The sequence below is a fragment of the Vibrio cortegadensis genome, assembly GCF_024347395.1.
GTDB lineage: Bacteria > Pseudomonadota > Gammaproteobacteria > Enterobacterales > Vibrionaceae > Vibrio > Vibrio cortegadensis.
This window is the reverse complement of record NZ_AP025473.1, coordinates 383,010-402,054: the sequence shown is the minus strand read 5'-3', so window position 1 is coordinate 402,054 and position 19,045 is coordinate 383,010. Positions and strand designations below refer to the sequence as shown.

The following is a 19,045-nucleotide window of genomic DNA, read 5'->3' as shown; positions in this document are numbered from 1 at the left end:
GAAGTATCGAGATCGTCACATTCTTTGATTGTTTTTCTTAACAACGAAAACCACATTTGCTACAGATTACCTGTCCGCTACATGGTGCTTCGGAGGAAAACATGTCGATCAATTCAATCAACCATGACGAAATGACAAATATTGCAAATACGTGGGATATCACGGAAGAAGAAGTGAACCGTAAGCCTGAACGTCAACTAAAATCAGCGGAAGCTCGCAGACGCATTGAAGCGATGAGAGAAATTCGAGAAAGTGGTTTGAGTATGGATGAGGCGAGAGAATTAGGATTACTTCATTAATCAAATATAGAGATACCGCGTTGCAGTAAACGAGAATTCAAAAGGTGGCCGAGTCCACCTTTTTTGTTGCCTGAAGGAAAAGGCATCAGCCTGATGCCGTGTAATGGTGCAGTGATATTAAGATTCATTCTGTTGATTTGCTGTTCAATTGAGTGCGATTAGAATAAAAAGAAGTGGAAAAGGTGCGGTTTTCTTGCTGTTAATCGTATTTTCTACTCTGAAATCTTAATTGCTCTATGTTATATTTCCAGCCCAAATGTATTACTGAATGGGCTGCCTATGTCGATTAACCTGTCATTGCTTCCTCCCGATGAGAAAAATAAGATCGAGCTGGATAAACAGGCATCGTTTTTAGTTTGGAAATTAAAACAAGCTAAAGCGGGTCCTGAAGCAATCACCGAGCAAGCCAACAAAATTGTCGATGAGCAAGAAAAAGTATGGTTTGCGCAGTCTGTTGACAAATACAAGCGAGTAATGGGCGTCGCATAAGCGAAACGCTTTTTCTTCTGCATTAGTTGGAATTTAATGATCTAACTTTTTGCTAGAATCTGCCCTGTTAAATTGAATCAGAGAGAAGATCCCGATGGGAAGAAGTTTTGAAGTGCGCAAGGCCTCAATGGCGAAAACTGCAGGCGCAAAAATTAAAGTTTATTCTAAATACGGTAAAGAGATTTACGTACTGGCTAAGAACGGCAGTTCTGACCCGGACATGAACCTACCTCTTAAGCACCTAATCGCAAAAGCGAAGAAAGACCAAGTTCCAGCACACGTTATCGACAAAGCGATCGATAAAGCGAACGGTGGTGGTGGTGAAGACTTCCAGCCAGCTCGTTACGAAGGTTTCGGCCCTGGTGGCACAAGCGTAATCGTTGACTGCCTAACAGACAACGGCAACCGTACTTTCCAAGATGTTCGCCAATGTTTCGTTAAGACGGGTGCGAAAATCGGTGTTGAAGGTACTGTTTCTCACATGTTCGCTCACCAAGCTGTATTCCAGTTTGCTGGTGAAGATGACGAGATCATCCTAGAAACGCTAATGATGGAAGATGTAGACGTAACAGACGTTGAGCTAGAAGACGGTGTGATCACTGTATTCGCTCCAACGACTGAGTTCTTCAAAACGAAGACAGCACTAAACACTGCGTTTCCAGACCTAACTCTAGATGTTGAGGAAATCACTTTCGTTCCTCAAACTACAGCGCCAGTTGCTGAAGAAGATTCTGAGAAGTTCCAAAAATTCTTAGACATGCTAGACGACTGTGATGACGTTCAGCAGGTTTACCATAACGCTGAGCTGTAATAACGCATCTCTATTTTAGCCGAGCAATTTGCTCGGCTTTTTTGTGTCTCACTTTCACCTTGATCATGCTTCTGTCTGAATACCTTCGTTGAGATCGTCAAGCTGCATATGTGGCAGAGCCATCAGGGGCAATATAAAGGGTGGGGCGTATTTACTTCCCTAGAATCCCATTCGCGCTTAATACAATCCGTTCATCCTCATTTATTGCCATTCGTCGCACTGTACTGCGGCATTCCATTTTTGTCGGTAACCTTTCAACATCAATATTTGAAAGGGACTGCAATCATGGCTAATCACATCAATTTATCATCTTCAATATTTTCACCATTTAGAAATATGGCTCGCCGAATACTGACAGCAACCGTTATTGGTGCAAGTTGCTTTGTATTGTTAGGAAGCAACCTTGCGAAGGCGAATCCACCAGCGGAATTAATTAACTTATATAACCAAGCCGCACAAGGGGATGAAGAAAAAGTTGAGCAAGTACACCAGCAACTGAACTCGCTGATTAAACAGCAAGGCGCGACACCACTCAATTTGGTCTATTTAGGCAGCACTGAAACATTACAAGGACGGGATGCATTCTTGCCTTGGAATAAAATGAAATACGTTGAGAAAGGGCTCGCAACGATAAATAAGGGACTTACCTTACTCGATAGTCAACTTATCCCTCTTGTGCAGCAAGAACGTATTCAGGGGATTCCTGAGAGCTATCTGACTCGCGCAATGGCAGCGGTTACTTACTCCTCTTTACCAGACATGTTTAATCATTTTGAACGCGGTTACGATCTTTATTTAGCACTACTGATGGATCCTCAATTTGAGCAACAACCTTTTGCGGCAACGGCATGGATCTATCGTTATGCGATTCAAGCATCATTAAGAGCAAATGATATGGATCAAGCACAAAAGTGGATGGCACTGATGGAGTCTAAGGATCCTCAAAATCTAGAAACTGAGACTGCAAGAGCACTCGTCGGTCAAAGTCGTGGTTAAGGGTCATTGGCATATATTGGGAGTTAACTATGATTCAATTTAATCAAATTGCGAAAAAGTATCAGCTAGGCAGTCAATCAGTTGCGGCATTGCAATGCGTTGATGGGATCATTAATCAAGGTGAGATGGTTGCACTGTGTGGACCATCCGGATCAGGCAAGAGTACGCTACTGAATATCCTAGGTTTGCTGGATATGGAATACCAAGGAGAGCTATCTCTAAACGGGATCGATTACCCGAAAGAGCGTTTAGCCGCCGCCAAGATCCGCCGTCATAATTTCGGTTTTGTCTTTCAAAAATTCAACTTAATACCCGTAATGACAGCGTTGGAAAATGTCGCTTATCCCTTGCATCTGAATGGTGTGAATAAGCCACAACAAGATGAGCAGGCGAAGTTGATGTTAGAAAAGGTAGGGCTTGGGGAATTCATCCACCATCGTCCAGATAACTTATCTGGAGGGCAGCAGCAGCGAGTGGCGATTGCCCGCGCATTGGTTCATAAACCCGCTTTAGTGATCGCCGATGAACCGACAGCAAGCTTAGATAGCCAAACCGCGAATTTGATCATCGATATTATGAAGACCTTATGCCATGAAATGGGCACCACATTCATTGTCGCTACTCATGATCCTCGTATGGCGCAACGCTGCGATAGAAGTATTGAATTGCTGGATGGAAGGATTAATCATGGAGAGTCATCACTGATGAGTCACCAATCATTGAACGCTCAGAGCGTCGAGCGTCAATTAGATCAACATCAAGTAAATGTAATGGAGGGGATGTTATGAGTCGATCAACGGATTCTGAACGAACGAAAACCACTAATATTGATCCGAAGAGGATCAAATTACTCCCTACCTCTTTAAGACTTGCGTGGCTCAATTTACGCAGGAATAGTCGTCGTAGCCTTTTGTCCGTGTTGATCATCGCGATTGCTGTGTTTGCTCTTACTAGCGCTGGTGGCTTTGGTTTGTATACCTACGAATCATTGCAAGAATCGACCGCAAGAGACACTGGTCATTTAACCTTGAGTCTACCGGGTTATTTTGAACAAGATGAAGAGATGCCATTGAGTAATGGTTTGGAGAATACGCAAGCCTTAATCAGACATATCATCGGCGATGAAGCGGTACGCGGTGTTCAACCTCGGGTCTATTTTAGTGGCTTAGTCTCGAATGGCACCAAGTCGACCATCTTCATGGGAACCGGCGTGAACGAGCGTGAGTTTGATATGAAAGGGCCGTTTTTGGATATGAGAGAGGGAAGCACGCTCTCTGATGTGAATTCGAGTCGTTATGATGCCGCAGAACCTGAAGTGATGCTTGGTGTTGATTTAGCGCGTAATTTAAAAGTGTCGATTGGGGATTGGGTAACACTGCTCGCGACCACCAGCGATGGAGCGTTGAATGCGTTCGATTTTAAAGTCCGTGGTGTCTACTCCACTGGCGTGCCGGATCTCGATAAGCGCCAGTTGTATGTGCATATTACGAGTGCGCAAGAGCTCTTAGCATCAGAAAAGGTCAGCACTCTGTCTGTGTTCTTGTTTGAAACTTCTCAAACAGCAGCCGTACAAGCACGTATAGATGCTCAATTAAATGACTTAAAAGAGAGATCTCAGGAGCAAGGAGACATCGTTCTGAGTCAAGATCTTGAGATCACCCCTTGGCAAGATCGCGCTTTTTTCTATAAGAAAGTGAAAGATCTTTATGACCGTATTTTTGGGATCATGGGAGCGGTGATGGCGTTAGTCGTTTTTGTTGCACTGTTCAATACCATGACCATGTCCGTAACTGAAAGAACCCGTGAAATAGGCACACTTTCGGCTCTAGGAAGTTACCCATCAGAAATTGTGCGTGGCTTTTTACGCGAGGCGGGATTACTGGCCTTAATCGGCAGTGTGGTTGGCACAATATCAACGGCCGCAGTGAGTATTATTTTGCTGGTGGTCGATGTTCAAATGCCGCCACCACCGGGAAGAACGGAAGGCTACCCACTGAATATTTACTTCTCCTATGAGCTTGTGCTGATGGCAACCGCTGGGGTGATGGCCATTTGTATTATTGCGGCATTTTTGTCAGCAAGAAAAGGTGTCAATAAACCTATCACGGAGGCGTTAACTTATGTTTAATTTTTCATCTGTACTACTGATGAGTACGCTACTGATTTCTGGACATGCACTGGCAGCGTCAACGCCAGACAAGCAAGCTGTCACGACTATGATCGCGAATGCTGATCAGTATCGAATTCAGCCTGGCGCGTCTAAAGTGATCTCTTTCGTCAGCCTTTATAAACATGACGAGCTTGATAGTACTCGCCAGTACAATGTTTATACGCGACCAAACCGAGAGTCTCTGGTGGTATTTAAATCACCAGTAGAAGCGGGACAAAAAATGCTGATGAAAGAGGACAATTACTGGTTATTGATGCCGAAAAGTCGTCGCCCAATTCGGATTACACCCATGCAAAAATTGCTTGGAGAAGCCTCTGTCGGAGATATTTCTACGCTAACGTGGGGGGATGATTACCAAGGTGAGTGGGTGAAATCTGAGCAAGTTGAAACTGTATCAGGAAAAGAAGTGAGTGCACACCAACTCAAACTCACCGCCACCACTAAAGGGGCAAGCTATCAAGTGATTACTCTTTGGTTAAGCGCGGAAAGTGATTTTCCAATCAAGGCTGATCTGTACTTGAGATCGGGAAAAATGGCGAAGCAAGCATGGTTTAAGAAAGGGTTACGTGATGGGTTAACCAGCGTGGTCGCGATGACCTTACTCGATAAGATCCAACCGAGTAAAAAAACGGTCATTGAGTACCAAGATATCTCTGTTCAGAGCCTTGATGATAAGTATTACAACCCCGCTTATTTATCTCGTAATAGTGTATCGGATCTATAGCGAATGAAGTGTAAGGAGTAGGGACTTGAATTCATGTTTTTATCTATTAGGGCGAAATTTAACCTGTGCTTTGATGCTGTTCAGTTCAGCGGTGAGTGCTAACGATTCAGAGCTTAACGTCGATTGGGATTGGCAAGTGAGTGCTGAAAGCGTTCAGTCTCGGGATTCCATTTTTTTACAGGAACTTATTGCTCACCAAGATACGCTATCGACAGCGGTACAGACAGGTAAGCATCAAAGCCTCAATGCCATGTTAGATGTTGAAGCGACGTACCAGCAATGGTTGGGGTTATTTGCAATCAAGGCAACGGATATTTATGCCCACTCGAATGATTCAAGAATCGAAACCAATGATATTGACGCTGAGTTCGTGGTGCGAGAGCTCTTTTGGCAAGGTGAACTCTCATTAGATTCTATTGGGCTGAGTGAACAGTACGCTGATATCACGCTTGGGAAAATTCGACTAGATTGGGGTGTTGGCTACGGTTATCGGCCACTTGATGTGTTCAAACCTTACCGTCGAAACCCGGTTGGTATTGTCGCTGAAGAGGGCACGGGAGTCGCTTCTGTCTCTTTGTTCGATGCGACAGGTGAATGGATTCTGTTATATACCGATTCATCTTGGTCTTCTCAACCAACCAATGATATTGAGCGTCAATCGCAGCAGCAAGGCGTTGGGGTCCGTCGATACGCGATGTTGGATGAAACTGAGTATCAGTGGCTCGCGTATTATGATGATGTTCGTCACGGCTTGCTGGGGGCTAGTGTTGTATCGGTACTCAGCTTGGCTTGGGAGTTTCACGGTTCGCTGGTTTATCAGCGTGATAGTTTAGGGTACAGCCAACCTGAATCATTGACTCAGTCAGTATATTTGGATCAACAAGGGGAAGCCGTGCAAGCCTTAGTGGGGTTGACTTGGGCAAATGAGGTCGGCAATAGTGTTGTTTTGGAATATTGGTACGATAGTCGAGCATGGAGTCATTCTGATTGGCAAAAGGCAATGAATAAAGCAAACATTCTGAATCAGAGTCCTTTAACCGCGCCAATTAGTGCCTCTTATACCCAAGCGTATCAACAGGCGAATTTGGTTCAACACAATGTCATGTTTCACTGGACACTTGATTCTTCGGCGTGGTCACAGTGGGAGTGGAGCCAAGATTATAACTGGTTGCAAGATGTGACTCCTACATTTGATCTACTTTATTCTCCGCAAGATACGGGTTTTATCGCCACACAATGGTTGAACGTTGGTTTGATGGATACGGGGGAGGCATCGGTTGATTTGGAACTTGCAGCACGCTTCTTAAATGGAAAGTCGAGTTCTGCTTACGCTAACTTGCCAGATAAACATATGATTCTACTCAATCTAAAAGGACGATTTTAATGATCAACGCTAAAATGGATAGAGAATCAAGTGGCCAAACATGGCTAAGAACGGCACTATTCACAACACTATTTTGTGTCGTGATAGCGTTTGCAACTCAATCGGTATGGGGAGGCTTAATTTATCAGCACCTGATGATCAGTTGTGGCTTTGGCTATAGTGCCATTTTTTCAGCTAAGTTTATTGATGTTGTTTTCCCTGCATTACCTCGTCGCATCGAAGTGATCTGCTCTCTGGGTTTTTCTATGCTTTTTGGTACTTGGAATGCTCAGTACTGGATTCAGGATGTCATCGGCTCAGAAACTGGACTTGCTCAGTTGAGACCCGTCGTATTTTTAGGTTTCATTTTCACCATCGTCTGTTTTTATTATTTTTACACCAAAGAACAGCAGTTGGTTGCTGAGCGCGAACTCGAAGCGATGAAAAGGAAACAGTCAGAACAAGAAAAAGCACTAGTGATCAGCCAGCTAAAGCAGTTACAAAGCCAGATTGAACCGCACTTTTTGTTTAATACATTGGCGACCATTAGTGTCTTAATTGAAACGGACAGCGATAAAGCTAAATTGATGCTGCAAAAACTGACAGAGTTGCTCCGCGCTACGCTAAATAGCACTCGCCACCAGCAGACGACTATCGAGCAAGAAGTGGCATTGGTACAAGCGTATTTAGAGATTCAACAAGTTAGGCTAGGGCAACGTTTAACGTTTTCTATTCAAATAGAAACCGTAGATGTAAGCCGATCCTTACCTCCACTTTTAATCCAGCCTCTAGTGGAAAATGCATTAACTCATGGTATTGAGCCTCTGGCGCAAGGGGGAAATATCGCGCTTGAGATCCGTCAATCTGATGATCAGATAATGATTACTGTGAGTGACAACGGGGCAGGGTTCAACCCTAATCTGAAGACCTCGGGTAGTGGGGTAGGTCTAGACAATATTCGTCAGCGTATTACGACCTTATTTGGAGAACAAGCTTCAATGAGTGTAAAAGAACAAAGCTCAGGAGGCGTGAGCGCAATATTAGTACTTCCCTGTGATAAGTTAGATGGTTAGTCCACACTTTTAATTACCCAATCACACCATTCGGTTGCTAAGGAAAAAGCAAACATGCCACAATTTTATACCGCGATTATTGCTGATGATGAAGCTTTGCTTAGGCATCACTTAAATAAGACACTTGCTGAAACGTGGCCTGAACTGAATATTGTTGCCAGTGCTGAAAATGGTAGAGAGGCATGGCGTCAGATAGAGGATCATCAACCTGATGTGGTTTTCCTTGATATTCGTATGCCAGAGCTTGATGGCATTGCGCTTGCCGAAAAACTTCAGAAGATGCCTCAGTCCCCGCTGGTGGTGTTTGTTACCGCTTATGATGAATATGCGGTTAAAGCTTTTGAACAGTGTGCCGTGGATTACCTACTCAAGCCTTTATCAGAATCAAGACTGATCGCCACCTGTGAAAAACTAAAGTCACGTTTGTCGGAGATTCAATCGGCAAAAGAGCCACCAGCCGATAATTCCGATCTCTCCGCTTTGATGACTCAATTACAGCAACTTTCAACTCAGGCAGTGCCTGAATATCTAACGTGGATTAAAGCGAACGCGGGAGATGATTTACATCTGATCTCAATCTCTGATGTGTTGTATTTCAAAGCAGAAGATAAGTACGTTTCTGTGTTCAAGCGAGAAGCGGATCAACAATGCCAAGAGTTCATTATTCGAACTTCCTTAAAAGAGCTATTACAACAGTTAGATCCTCATCAGTTTTGGCAAATTCACCGCTCGACAGTCGTGAATGTTGCTGCGATTGATAAAGTGAAAAAAGATTTAGCAGGCAGAATGAATGTGGTTATTGCTGGAAAAAAACTTCCGGTCAGTCGCGCATCTCAAGGGTTATTTAAAGGGATGTGACTGGCGATATTTTCATATCGACATTTAACGTTTGCTCCTCGACAGGTATCAGAAATGAAAGCGCCTCTTCTATATGACTAAAAGAGGCGTCTAAACAATTAAGCGAAAGAATAGAATAGTTACTTATTCAGTGCGCTTGCTATAGCAATATCACGTTGAATGTTCAGTTTTTCACTCTCTGATTCAGCGTTTGATAGCTTCTGTTTCATCTGAGTTAGATATTGGCTCAACTCATCTGATGTAGCGAAAAGCTTATCTTTCACATTGATCGATGAGATGTTTGTGTAGCGGCCATCATCACTGGTTGGAACTGAAATAGTGCCATCATTAATCAATGCTTTTACCACTTTGCGCTGTTGCTCAAAACCTTTTAAACCACTCAGTGACCAGCGTTTCATTGGCTTACCTTGGTACTGGCCGTTTTTAACTTCAGTTAGGTAACGGATCGTTAAATTACGGATCGTGCCTTCGTCTTCACCGTATTCGACTTCAGTGTCAAAGATAACTGGGAATTTTTGGCCTTCTAATACACCACCAGACTTGGTTAGGTGCCCCATGCGATAGCTGTTCATCCCAAGACGAATTGGAGTCGCCTCAGTAATCATATTGCCATCTGAGAATTTAAGATCAGTAATTCGCTTGCCTGCCGGTTGAGTAAGGTCAATGGTGTAAGTCACTCCAGCAAAAAAATCATTGGTCGAGTATTTGGAAGCGCGTCGCTTTGGATTAAAGCTATAAGTAACATCGCCTTCTTTTACGCTATTGAAGTACCCTGCGGACCACTCCATGTAAGTTTTGAGTGCTTTGCCTGTCATTTCATAAACGGTGATCTCGCCACCAGCATATTGATAGTTGTAAGCGATATCTTTCGCTTTAATTGCACCTACATCTAACTCTGCACGATCATTGTCGATTTGAAGTGCGATGACATTTGCTTTTGGCGCATAGTACATACTGGCTTCTTGGAAGAGAGCACTAACACCAGTGTCTTGAATGTGAACTTGAGGAATGCCTTTGATTTCATTTTCAGGAACAAGATCAACTCCTGTTAGCTGTGCGACAACACGATTTGCATTCTCACGTAAACGCTTGTGATAAGGAGAGTACAGAGATTCCATTTTAGGATCTGATTCAATCCCTTTTATCTTATAGGTGAAGCTGTCTTTATTGACGAGCGTATATTGGCCGCCTTTCTCTTCAAACTGAAAGTCAATTCTTGAAAGCGCACGACCATATTTATCTGGTTCCGTTACGATTACGCCATTCACTACTTCTTTATCAATGCGCGTATGCATGTGTCCAGCCACAATCGCATCGAGTTCCGGATTAGCATTGGCAATATCACGGACGCCTGTTGCTTCAATATTGTTCTCATTGTCTAAACCCATGTGGGCAACGAGAACAATCGCATCGACTTGTTCATCAATCTGTTTGATGACTTTTTTTACTTCCAATGAAGGATTGGTGAACGTCATACCTTCAAGTCGGTTCGTTCCTTCTGCAAACACCTGAGTCATCGGAGTATCCATACCGATAACGCCAATTTTAATCCCTTGTTTTTCGATGATTTTATAAGAAGGTAAGAACGGGTTGCCATCAGCACGCTCAATATTTCCTGCAAGTGCTGTACCTTCAAATTGAGAAAGAGATCGGTTGAGAACTTTTAAGCCGAAATCGAATTCATGATTACCTAACACCCAGACGTCATAATCCATTTCATTAAAGCCAAGCATCATAGGATCGACGGGTTCATCTTTAAATGTCTCCACAAAGTTGCCTTGGATAGTGTCGCCAGCATCAACAAGAATGACATTATCTTGGTCGTTACGAATCGCTTTCACTTTGGTTGCAATTTGGCTCAAGCTGCCACGCATATTTTGTTTATCTGCGGCATAGTCCCACGGCATGAAGTGTCCGTGAATATCAGAAGTACCTAAAATGGTGACATCGACCATATCGCCATCGGCTGCAAAAGTTTGGCCTGCAAGGGAAAGGAGAATGGCTGACGCTAAAAAGTGTTTTTTAATCATAGGGATCATTGCTTATTTTATCGGAATTAGAGTTGGCAAATGATACTTCTGATTAAAGATAATTGAGTCGACTGTGGTCTATTTTTTTATGCAATGAGATGTATTTCATTGCAAGTTTGTGAGAGTTATCGCAAACAAAACAGATATTGAATGCTCGTTTATTAATTAACCTAATTACGATTTAGCGGATAAAATTCACCTGAGAATTACATCGAACTCTAAGTATTTTTTGTCGTTTGAGAAATTGTTAATGGATTTTTGCGAATATGCCTCATTAACTTTACTTGTTTAAAATCAGTTGCTTGTGTTTGTTTTTTGTCAAGAGCTAGACTGTTTTTACAGGTCTTAAATTGCACTAGTAATAAAAAATGGTTTGAGTAGTAATGACTTATTCAGTTACCCTATATATGTTATTAAGAGAAAGGATGCCTCAAAATGAAATACAAACTAAGTGCAATGTTGCTATTAATGTCAGCGGCGAGTGGCGCACAAGCAAGTGAATGTGGAAGCGTAACGATTGCTGATATGAACTGGAGTTCTGCTAGTTTAATTGCCAATGTTGACCAGTTTATTTTAGAACACGGATACGGGTGTGATGCTGAATTGATCCCTGGTGATACGATGCCAACAGGCACATCAATGATCGAAAAAGGTCAACCTGATGTTGCTCCTGAGTTTTGGAGTAACTCAATGAAAGATGCTCTGGATAAGGGCGTCGCAGAGAAGAGACTTCGATTCGCTGGTTCGGCGCTTGTCGATGGTGGTGAAGAGGGCTTTTGGGTCCCTGCTTACTTGGTAGATAAATATCCTGAAATGGCAACCATTGAAGGGGTACGTAAACATGCCAAACTATTTAAGCACCCAGAAGATCCAGATACTTCTGCATTCTACACTTGTCCCGCTGGTTGGAACTGTCAGATTAGCTCTGGAAACTTGTTTGAAGCTCTGAACCTAGAAAAAGCCGGTTTCACGATTGTTGACCCTGGTTCTAGTGCTGGTTTATCTGGTTCCATTGCGAAAGCGTACGGACGTGAAGAAGCGTGGTTTGGTTACTACTGGGCACCAACTGCGGTATTAGGTAAGTACGACATGGTTAAAATTGATTTTGGTAGCGGTGTCGATGTAGATGCTTTTACTAACTGCGTGACGAAAGAAGACTGTGAAACACCAACCGTCACAATGTACCCGCCTTCTCCTGTTCATACCATTACAACCGAAGCATTCGCTTCACGTTCTCCAGAAGCTTACGACTATTTTTCTAAACGTGGCTTTACCAATGCAAAAATGAATGAACTTCTTGCATGGATGGAAGACAACCAAGCCGATGGTGTGGAAGCGATGCAACACTTTTTAACCGAGTCACCTGAAATTTGGCATGCATGGGTACCTGCCGATGTGGCGAAGAAAATTGAAAGTGCGTTATAGCTTACCGGTTTAAAGAATCATTTTAGCAGCGTTACAGGAAGTACCGTTTTAGTAGTAAGCCGGAGCCAATCGTGGCTCCGGTATAAAAGGATATAACATGTCTGATAATAATTGGTTCACTAGCTTTCCAGAAATGGATCGTTCTACTCTAAGAACAATCAAAAAAACACTGGATGGCGGTTATCGTGAATTTTCTCGTGAGTACGGTGAATTCATCGAGTCACTATTCGATCCGCTCCTCACTTTTCTTGTTTGGTTTGAAAAACTCCTGCTTTCGACACCTTGGTTTATCGTTTTAGCCATTTGTACTGGGTTGGTCTATGCGGCAAGTCGTTCATGGAAACTTGCCCTTGGTTGTATTGGTTCTCTACTGCTGATTGGATATTTTGGCATGTGGGAAGATACGATGAGAACCTTGAGCATTATCACCGTATGTACACTGGTCTCAATTTTGCTCGGTATTCCTATTGGAATTGCGATGGCTCGTTCTAACCGCGCTCAATCAATCGTTACTCCGATGCTTGATGTGATGCAGACCATGCCCGCCTTCGTATACTTGATCCCAGTGGTGATGCTGTTAGGTATCGGTAAAATTCCGGGTTTGATCGCTGTGGTTATTTACGCGATTCCTCCAGTTATTCGTTTGACCAACCTTGGTATTCGCTTGGTTGATAAAGAAGTGTTAGAAGCGGCTACTGCATTTGGGGCTAGTCAGAAACAGCGCTTGTGGGGCGTTCAGTTGCCACTTGCAATGCCAACCATTATGGCTGGTATTAACCAAACCATTATGATGGCGCTCTCTATGGTCGTTATCGCTTCAATGATTGGTGTTAAAGGCTTGGGTCAACCAGTACTAAAATCAATTACCAACCAGTATTTTACTTTGGGATTACTCAATGGTTTCGCGATAGTGGCACTGGCCATCTTGTTTGATCGAGCATCGCAAGCATACGCAAAACGTACCAATGCCCATTTGGGAGATCTTAAACATGACTAAACCTTTAATTGAAATCAGTGGCTTATCTAAAGTTTTTGGGCCGAAACCTTTATCTGTCATGAACCGTATTAAACATGGGGAAAGCAAAGATACAATCCTTGCCGATACGGGTCATACCGTTGGTCTGAAAGATATTAATCTTGAAATCGAAAAAGGTGAGATCTTCGTTATCATGGGGTTATCGGGTTCGGGTAAATCAACCTTGATTCGCCATTTCAACCGATTGATTGATCCCACTGAAGGGAAAATTATCGTTGAAGGCATTGATGTCATGAGCCTGAATACGAAAGAGCTTGAAGAGTTTCGACGCCATAAAATGTCGATGGTGTTTCAACGATTTGGGTTGATGCCACATCGTACGGTGATCGAAAATGTTGCCTATGGTTTAGAGATTCAAGGCATTAATAAAAGTGAACGTTTAGCAAAAGCAGAAGAGTGGCTAGAAACAACAGGCTTGAAAGGGTATGAACAACAATATCCATCGCAGCTTTCTGGTGGGCAACAGCAACGTGTTGGTCTATCTCGTGCACTTTGTACTGATGCTGAAATCTTATTGATGGATGAAGCTTTCTCGGCTCTCGACCCTTTGATCCGTAGTGAAATGCAAGATCAATTGATTGAACTACAAGAGAAGCTGCATAAAACTATTGTTTTCATTACCCATGATTTAGATGAAGCCTTGCGACTTGGTGATCGCATTGCAATTTTGAAAGATGGCGTATTGGTACAACAAGGTACTCCACATGAAATTCTTCTTAATCCAGCTGATGATTACGTTGAGGCGTTTGTAAAAGATGTCAACCGAGCGCGAGCGTTGACGGTTGAAACGGTGATGCAGCCACCTGCGTTGCGTATTACTGCTGAAACCATTGAAGGTGCGTTAAGTGAAATGAAAAAATCGAAGCATGATTATGGCTATCATGTTACCGATGAAGGCTATCAAGGCTTGGTCACTCAAGAGAGCTTACAAGATGCTGTTGAAGATGTGACAGTACATGATTTTAGCGATGAGATGTATGAAGAAGTTCCGGCTGTATTACCTGATGCCGTTATTGAAGAGATCTTGCCAGATACGATGTCATGCGACTACTCGTTACCAGTGGTTGATGAAGAGGGTAATTTAAAAGGTGAGTTGGAGCGCAGTGCCGTTGCCGATATCTTTTCTGAAACGAGTGAACCTGTACCTGATGTCGAGAAAGCGTCATAGCATTGATAAACTGATTACTGAATGTAGGCATTAACTTTAATTCACTTGGCCACTAGGGCGTGTTGAACTTTTACTGCGATAGCGAGTATGAAAGTACAACTCGCCCTATTTTTATATTATCGGCACGCTCAACAATATAGAGAGCCTTAGCGGATACTTCTCGGTGATCCTTTTCGTGATATATAGCGCCTATAAGCGATAAACCTTGATGATCACTTCCCATCCTCACCTTCCGAATTTCAGCCGTTATCACTTTCTATTGCAACAGTATTTAATCTGCTTGATATATTTCAATCATGGTTAACGTTATAGTTGGTGTTAGAGAAACAACACCAATAATTACCTGTACTTGCTGAAGGAGCGTCGAGGCTTATGAAGAGACTTTTAGGTAGCTTAATGACATTGTGTGCGATTTTGTTTACCACAAGCGCCAGTATTGCATCTGAGCGTGCAGATTCTGCATGGGCATTAATTGGCGATGGAGCCTTGTTGGTAGATGTTCGAACACCTCAAGAGTTTAATGTTCGTCATCTTGATGCTGCGGTGAATTACCCACTAAATACCATTAATTCATCTTTTGCCCACATCGATAAAGATCAATTAATCGTGCTTTACTGTCGTAGCGGTAATCGTTCAGGGCAAGCAGAAGCACACTTACAAGCTGCTGGCTTTACCAATTTGCATAATGGTGGTGGACTCAATGAAATGCTAGCAGCGAAACCTTAACATTAAATAATCACTATTGGTGTAAAGGAAAGAACATAGTGTGTATTTCCTGGACGAGTTAGTGATTGCTCAGGTGTAAACCAGAGCGGTAATGAATAAGCGTTGCAAATAGATACGATTACGAATATGAGAGGTCCGTTTTGGAGAGCGAAATTATCGTCCCGCTGAACAGTTTCGTGCATCGAGTCCATGATAAATTATGGTTTTCTGATCTCGTATCAAATTTAGACTGTAGCTTAAAACGGATCAGACGCTCTCGCCACTGGACTCTTTTAGGTAAAGAACATCGGCTCACCCAGCTTCGAAATGAGTTATCAGATGATCACTATCTATGGGTGAAGCAAGCAATCGATAAGGCACTGCCAAAACGGGATATTTGTCTTGCCGAGTTAATAGAGTGCAACCCAAATATCACGCTTAATCAGTTAATAACAGTGTCTGGCTGTACCATTTCTGAAGCTCGCTTAGCCATTGATGCTTTTGAAAGCTTAGATTTGGACTAGCCTCGGTTTATCGTTATGTCCGAGATGTAACCATGCTCAGTACCGACTAAAGCTTGTTTTAGCATGGATGCGGCTTCTGTTGCGGTCATGAAGCTTGAGGTGTTGAGATCTTTACCACTGGTTTCCCAGAAGCTTGTCGCCATACCTCCTGGATACACGGCAATAATCTTCATTGGGCAACCTTTAAGCTCAAGCCTTAGCGATTCGATCAACCCACGGACAGCCCACTTCGCCGCGCAATATGTCGACTCTCCCGCTTTTCCTGCTTGGGCGGCGGTGGACATCACGACGACAACATTAACCTTATGATCGCGATAGCGTTGAATTAGCTCTCGCAAAAAAAGAATGGTCGAAGTGACATTGTTATCAAGGAGCTGTTTGATTGCTGCTGGATCTTGATCTTCAATCTTTCCAAAGTACCCACTACCAGCACAATGGATCACGGTATCAGGAGCCTCTTCTATCGTATCGAATAGCTCGGCAACGCTTTGAGGATCACATAAGTCACTCGCATGAGTGGTTACCTGAGGGTTTAGTGGTGTACTTATCTGCTCTAATCGTTGTTGATTGCGTCCTGTTAGAATTAATTTCTCATTATCATCGCTATATAAACTAGCCAGTGCCGCGCCTAACCCACTACTTGCTCCAGTAATTAGAATCATGAAATATCTCAGGTAATGTAAAGAGTGCTTAATGTATCGCGTCAGTGGAGGGTTTTCTTCTATTAAGAGAGTGGCAGTTCACATTTCTTAATTTAGTATCGAAGGAATTTAGGGTTTTGAGGAGAGAGAAGAGAAGGAAAAATGAAGGAAGGTCGTCACTCCATCCTCCATTGCATACTGCATAGGGAGATGGAGTGGTCATCAAATTCTTATCTGAATCAATTAAAAAGCAGAGGTGTGACTCTAATTAATATCGATGACTATCTTACCGCGAGTTCGGCCTGATTGGCTCTGCAAGTGCGCATCAACAATAGTCTCAAGAGTAAAGTGATGCTCGATCAGAGGCTTGAGAAGATCGGCTTCGACTAGGCTATTTAGCTCTTTTAATATACGGCTGCTTGGTTCAATAAATACAAAGGCAGCGCGAGCATTATGTGCCTGTGCCAACTCTTCATCAGGTTGATCAACCACAGAAACAAGAATGCCATTTTCTTTCAGTAATTCCCACGAGTGCTTTTGAACATCGCCACCCATGGTATCAACAACAATATCTACGGGCTCAATTTGCTCTTTCAGCGATGATTTTGCGTAATCAACCGCTTGATCAGCTCCGAGGTTGATTAGCAGATCTTGATTCGCAGCAGAAGCCGTAGCAATCACCGTCGCGCCTTTTGCTTTTGCGATTTGAATGGCTAAGTGACCTACACCACCAGCGCCAGCATGGATGAGAACTCGTTGACCCGGTTGCACATTGGCAACATCTACAAGACATTGCCAAGCCGTGATCCCTGCTAACGGTAAAGCGGCGGCTTCTGAGAAACTCAGTTTAGGGGATTTTAAAACCGCTTCGTCTGCTTTTACTGCAATATAGTCAGCATAACTACCATCACGAGCAATGTTTGGGCGGCTGAATACTTCATCACCAACATTAAATTCACTGACCTTCGAGCCGACTTCCACCACAATACCCGCGACATCCCAACCTAGCGTTACAGGTAATTCATATGGAATGAATGCTTGCAAGTAGCCCTCGCGGATTTTCCAATCCACCGGGTTAATGGCGGCTGATCTTACGGCAATCAGAACGTCATCATCATTGATTTTTGGTTTAGTAATGTTCTCTAGCTTTAGTGTTTCAGTGCCACCATATTGGTGAATTCGGACAGCGCGCATAGGTTATTCCCTTTAACATTTTTCGTGAGTCTACGATACGGGCGGTATGCAAAGAAAAATACCCGTATCTAAATTTTTACTGTGGTAATGTCGACTAAATCGCGAAACCGTTAACCGTCAGTTGAACATCAATGTTGCCACGCACTGCATTTGAGTAAGGGCATACTTGATGAGCGGTTTGAACTAAAGCGGTTGCTTGCTCTTGGTCAAGATCAAGCTCAACAGATAAGCTAATCGTTAGCGCAAAGCCACCGTTTTCATTAGGACCAATACCTACTGTAGCCGTTGTTGGTGCTGATTTGATCGCCACTTTTGTTTCACGGGCTACGTGTAAAATTGCATTTGAGAAACATGCCGAGTAGCCCGCTGCAAATAGTTGCTCTGGATTCGTCGCGTCGCCAGATCCGCCCATCTCTTTTGGGTAGCTAAGAGCTAGAGAAAGCATGTTGTCATCTGTGCTTACTTGACCACTGCGACCTGCCATTGCTGTTGCTGAAGTTGTGTATAGTGCTGTCATGTTTTGAATCCTGTAATAGAGAATTATTTTGGTTGCTCGCAATTAGGTTGCGCGCAACTTGATTTTTATTAATACTAATTGAAAGAATTTAAGTGCGCAAGTATATTGTGCGCAATTAATTGGTTTTTATTGGTGATTACATGAGTGAGCAAGGAAAAGATGAGTACCTAAGTTTGGATAATCAGGTCTGTTTCGCTTTATATAGTGCTTCTAATGCGATGGGGCGAGCTTACCAACCCCTTCTAAAAGCGTTAGATCTCACATACTTGCAATACATAGTGATGATGGTGCTGTGGGAAGAGCAAGTGATGAATGTTAAAGCGCTTGGCCATAAAACACACTTAGATTCAGGAACGCTAACGCCACTGCTAAAACGTTTAGAAGTGAAAGGGTATGTCAGTCGAACCCGTAGTTTGGAAGATGAGCGAGTTCGTGTGATATCTGTGACCGATTTGGGGGCGGAGTTACGTGAGCAGGCTAAAAGTGTTCCTAGCGAAATGTTGTGCATGTCCAAAATGAATATTGATGATCTTCTTAAGCTGAAGAAGGACTGTGAACAACTGTTAGCAAACTTAACAGGTGGGTGAATGAAAAAGTGGAATCGGGGTGAGCGATAACCTTGCCCTGATTAACGTGTTTCATTAGGTGCTGAGATTCAGCGCTATGTGTTAAATGTTCGGCTTATTTATAGTTTGATGTTTATATATTGTTATATTTACACAGTTATACTCTTCTATTATCTCCTTCCACATTTAATAATAAATAGCGATGTCGCTTAAATAGCCAGTTAATAAATATTAATCAACACTTTGATAATAATGTGCATGAATAACTACTTAATTAACGAATGAATTCTATTAACATAAATATAATTTTTAGACGCGTTGGGGAATTTATTCACTTAAAACGACATAAACTACGCATTAATTGAGTGTTATTTTGGATTAAATGGAATTTATCGTGATCGAATTATCAAAAATGAACAAAAACCATAAGAAGAAGCCATTATCTCTCTGAGATTA

At 42.9% G+C, this 19,045-nt stretch carries 19 protein-coding genes and 1 pseudogene; 16 read left to right on the top strand and 4 right to left on the bottom strand.

Going from position 1 to position 19,045, the window contains the following annotated elements:
* The first annotated feature begins 101 nt into the window (after positions 1 to 101).
* The 10 genes and pseudogenes from OCV39_RS16220 to OCV39_RS16175 all read left to right on the top strand — a co-directional run bounded on the left by OCV39_RS16220 (position 102) and on the right by OCV39_RS16175 (position 8,783).
* A complete protein-coding gene (locus OCV39_RS16220; RefSeq protein ID WP_113798668.1) occupies positions 102 to 299 on the top strand; it encodes a PA3496 family putative envelope integrity protein in 198 nt (65 codons plus the stop codon).
* A gap of 279 nt (positions 300 to 578) precedes the next feature.
* Positions 579 to 788: a DUF3283 family protein gene (locus OCV39_RS16215; RefSeq protein WP_017053874.1), complete on the top strand. Its 210-nt coding sequence runs from the start codon at positions 579 to 581 to the stop codon at positions 786 to 788.
* Between the two features lie 94 nt (positions 789 to 882).
* Positions 883 to 1,599, top strand: a complete 717-nt coding sequence (locus OCV39_RS16210; RefSeq protein ID WP_113798670.1) for a YebC/PmpR family DNA-binding transcriptional regulator — start codon at positions 883 to 885, stop codon at positions 1,597 to 1,599.
* Between the two features lie 336 nt (positions 1,600 to 1,935).
* Positions 1,936 to 2,595, top strand: coding sequence for a hypothetical protein (locus OCV39_RS16205; RefSeq protein ID WP_261890158.1), 660 nt, complete (start codon positions 1,936 to 1,938; stop codon positions 2,593 to 2,595).
* A 29-nt stretch (positions 2,596 to 2,624) separates the two neighbouring features.
* Positions 2,625 to 3,278: pseudogene (locus OCV39_RS16200) on the top strand (ABC transporter ATP-binding protein); the annotation flags it as partial.
* 101 nt (positions 3,279 to 3,379) lie between these two features.
* Positions 3,380 to 4,723, top strand: a complete 1,344-nt coding sequence (locus OCV39_RS16195; RefSeq protein ID WP_261889997.1) for an ABC transporter permease — start codon at positions 3,380 to 3,382, stop codon at positions 4,721 to 4,723.
* On the top strand, positions 4,716 to 5,489 hold the full coding sequence (locus OCV39_RS16190; protein ID WP_261889996.1) for an outer membrane lipoprotein-sorting protein: 774 nt from the start codon (positions 4,716 to 4,718) through the stop codon (positions 5,487 to 5,489). Before OCV39_RS16195 ends, OCV39_RS16190 begins: the two co-directional genes overlap by 8 nt.
* 73 nt (positions 5,490 to 5,562) lie before the next feature.
* A complete protein-coding gene (locus OCV39_RS16185; RefSeq protein ID WP_261890157.1) occupies positions 5,563 to 6,873 on the top strand; it encodes a hypothetical protein in 1,311 nt (436 codons plus the stop codon).
* The gene (locus tag OCV39_RS16180; protein ID WP_390903268.1) at positions 6,873 to 7,925 is read left to right on the top strand and encodes a sensor histidine kinase; all 1,053 of its coding nucleotides are present in this window, start codon (positions 6,873 to 6,875) and stop codon (positions 7,923 to 7,925) included. The genes OCV39_RS16185 and OCV39_RS16180 overlap by 1 nt, the downstream gene beginning before the upstream one ends.
* Before the next feature lie 54 nt (positions 7,926 to 7,979).
* A complete protein-coding gene (locus OCV39_RS16175; protein WP_261889995.1) occupies positions 7,980 to 8,783 on the top strand; it encodes a LytR/AlgR family response regulator transcription factor in 804 nt (267 codons plus the stop codon).
* 119 nt (positions 8,784 to 8,902) lie between these two features.
* Here the strand turns inward: OCV39_RS16175 and OCV39_RS16170 are convergent, their stop codons facing one another.
* Positions 8,903 to 10,810 carry a bifunctional metallophosphatase/5'-nucleotidase gene (locus OCV39_RS16170; RefSeq protein WP_261890155.1) on the bottom strand — a complete coding sequence of 636 codons (1,908 nt, stop codon included), beginning with the start codon at positions 10,808 to 10,810 and terminating at the stop codon, positions 8,903 to 8,905.
* Positions 10,811 to 11,248: 438 nt separating this feature from the next.
* Between OCV39_RS16170 and OCV39_RS16165 the strand changes: the two genes are divergently transcribed.
* The 5 genes from OCV39_RS16165 (at position 11,249) to OCV39_RS16145 (ending at position 15,671) form a co-directional block, all read left to right on the top strand.
* Positions 11,249 to 12,238, top strand: coding sequence for an ABC transporter substrate-binding protein (locus tag OCV39_RS16165; protein ID WP_017052364.1), 990 nt, complete (start codon positions 11,249 to 11,251; stop codon positions 12,236 to 12,238).
* Between the two features lie 97 nt (positions 12,239 to 12,335).
* Positions 12,336 to 13,235: an ABC transporter permease gene (locus OCV39_RS16160; protein WP_017052365.1), complete on the top strand. Its 900-nt coding sequence runs from the start codon at positions 12,336 to 12,338 to the stop codon at positions 13,233 to 13,235.
* Complete coding sequence (locus OCV39_RS16155; protein ID WP_261889994.1) at positions 13,228 to 14,442, top strand: quaternary amine ABC transporter ATP-binding protein; 1,215 nt, start codon at positions 13,228 to 13,230, stop codon at positions 14,440 to 14,442. Before OCV39_RS16160 ends, OCV39_RS16155 begins: the two co-directional genes overlap by 8 nt.
* 372 nt (positions 14,443 to 14,814) lie before the next feature.
* Positions 14,815 to 15,168, top strand: coding sequence for a rhodanese-like domain-containing protein (locus tag OCV39_RS16150; RefSeq protein ID WP_261889993.1), 354 nt, complete (start codon positions 14,815 to 14,817; stop codon positions 15,166 to 15,168).
* A 140-nt stretch (positions 15,169 to 15,308) separates the two neighbouring features.
* Positions 15,309 to 15,671: a ribosome recycling factor family protein gene (locus tag OCV39_RS16145; protein ID WP_261889992.1), complete on the top strand. Its 363-nt coding sequence runs from the start codon at positions 15,309 to 15,311 to the stop codon at positions 15,669 to 15,671.
* Here the strand turns inward: OCV39_RS16145 and OCV39_RS16140 are convergent.
* From OCV39_RS16140 to OCV39_RS16130, 3 genes are all read right to left on the bottom strand, one after another.
* Positions 15,668 to 16,333 (bottom strand): SDR family NAD(P)-dependent oxidoreductase, encoded by a 666-nt coding sequence (locus OCV39_RS16140; protein WP_261889991.1) that lies wholly within the window; start codon positions 16,331 to 16,333, stop codon positions 15,668 to 15,670. The genes OCV39_RS16145 and OCV39_RS16140 overlap by 4 nt on opposite strands.
* A 243-nt stretch (positions 16,334 to 16,576) precedes the next feature.
* On the bottom strand, positions 16,577 to 17,506 hold the full coding sequence (locus OCV39_RS16135; RefSeq protein WP_261889990.1) for an NADP-dependent oxidoreductase: 930 nt from the start codon (positions 17,504 to 17,506) through the stop codon (positions 16,577 to 16,579).
* 94 nt (positions 17,507 to 17,600) lie between these two features.
* Complete coding sequence (locus OCV39_RS16130) at positions 17,601 to 18,023, bottom strand: organic hydroperoxide resistance protein (protein WP_261889989.1); 423 nt, start codon at positions 18,021 to 18,023, stop codon at positions 17,601 to 17,603.
* A gap of 140 nt (positions 18,024 to 18,163) precedes the next feature.
* On the opposite strand from OCV39_RS16130, the gene OCV39_RS16125 reads away from it, so the two are divergent.
* Positions 18,164 to 18,610: a MarR family winged helix-turn-helix transcriptional regulator gene (locus OCV39_RS16125; protein ID WP_136995022.1), complete on the top strand. Its 447-nt coding sequence runs from the start codon at positions 18,164 to 18,166 to the stop codon at positions 18,608 to 18,610.
* The last annotated feature ends 435 nt before the right edge of the window (positions 18,611 to 19,045 follow it).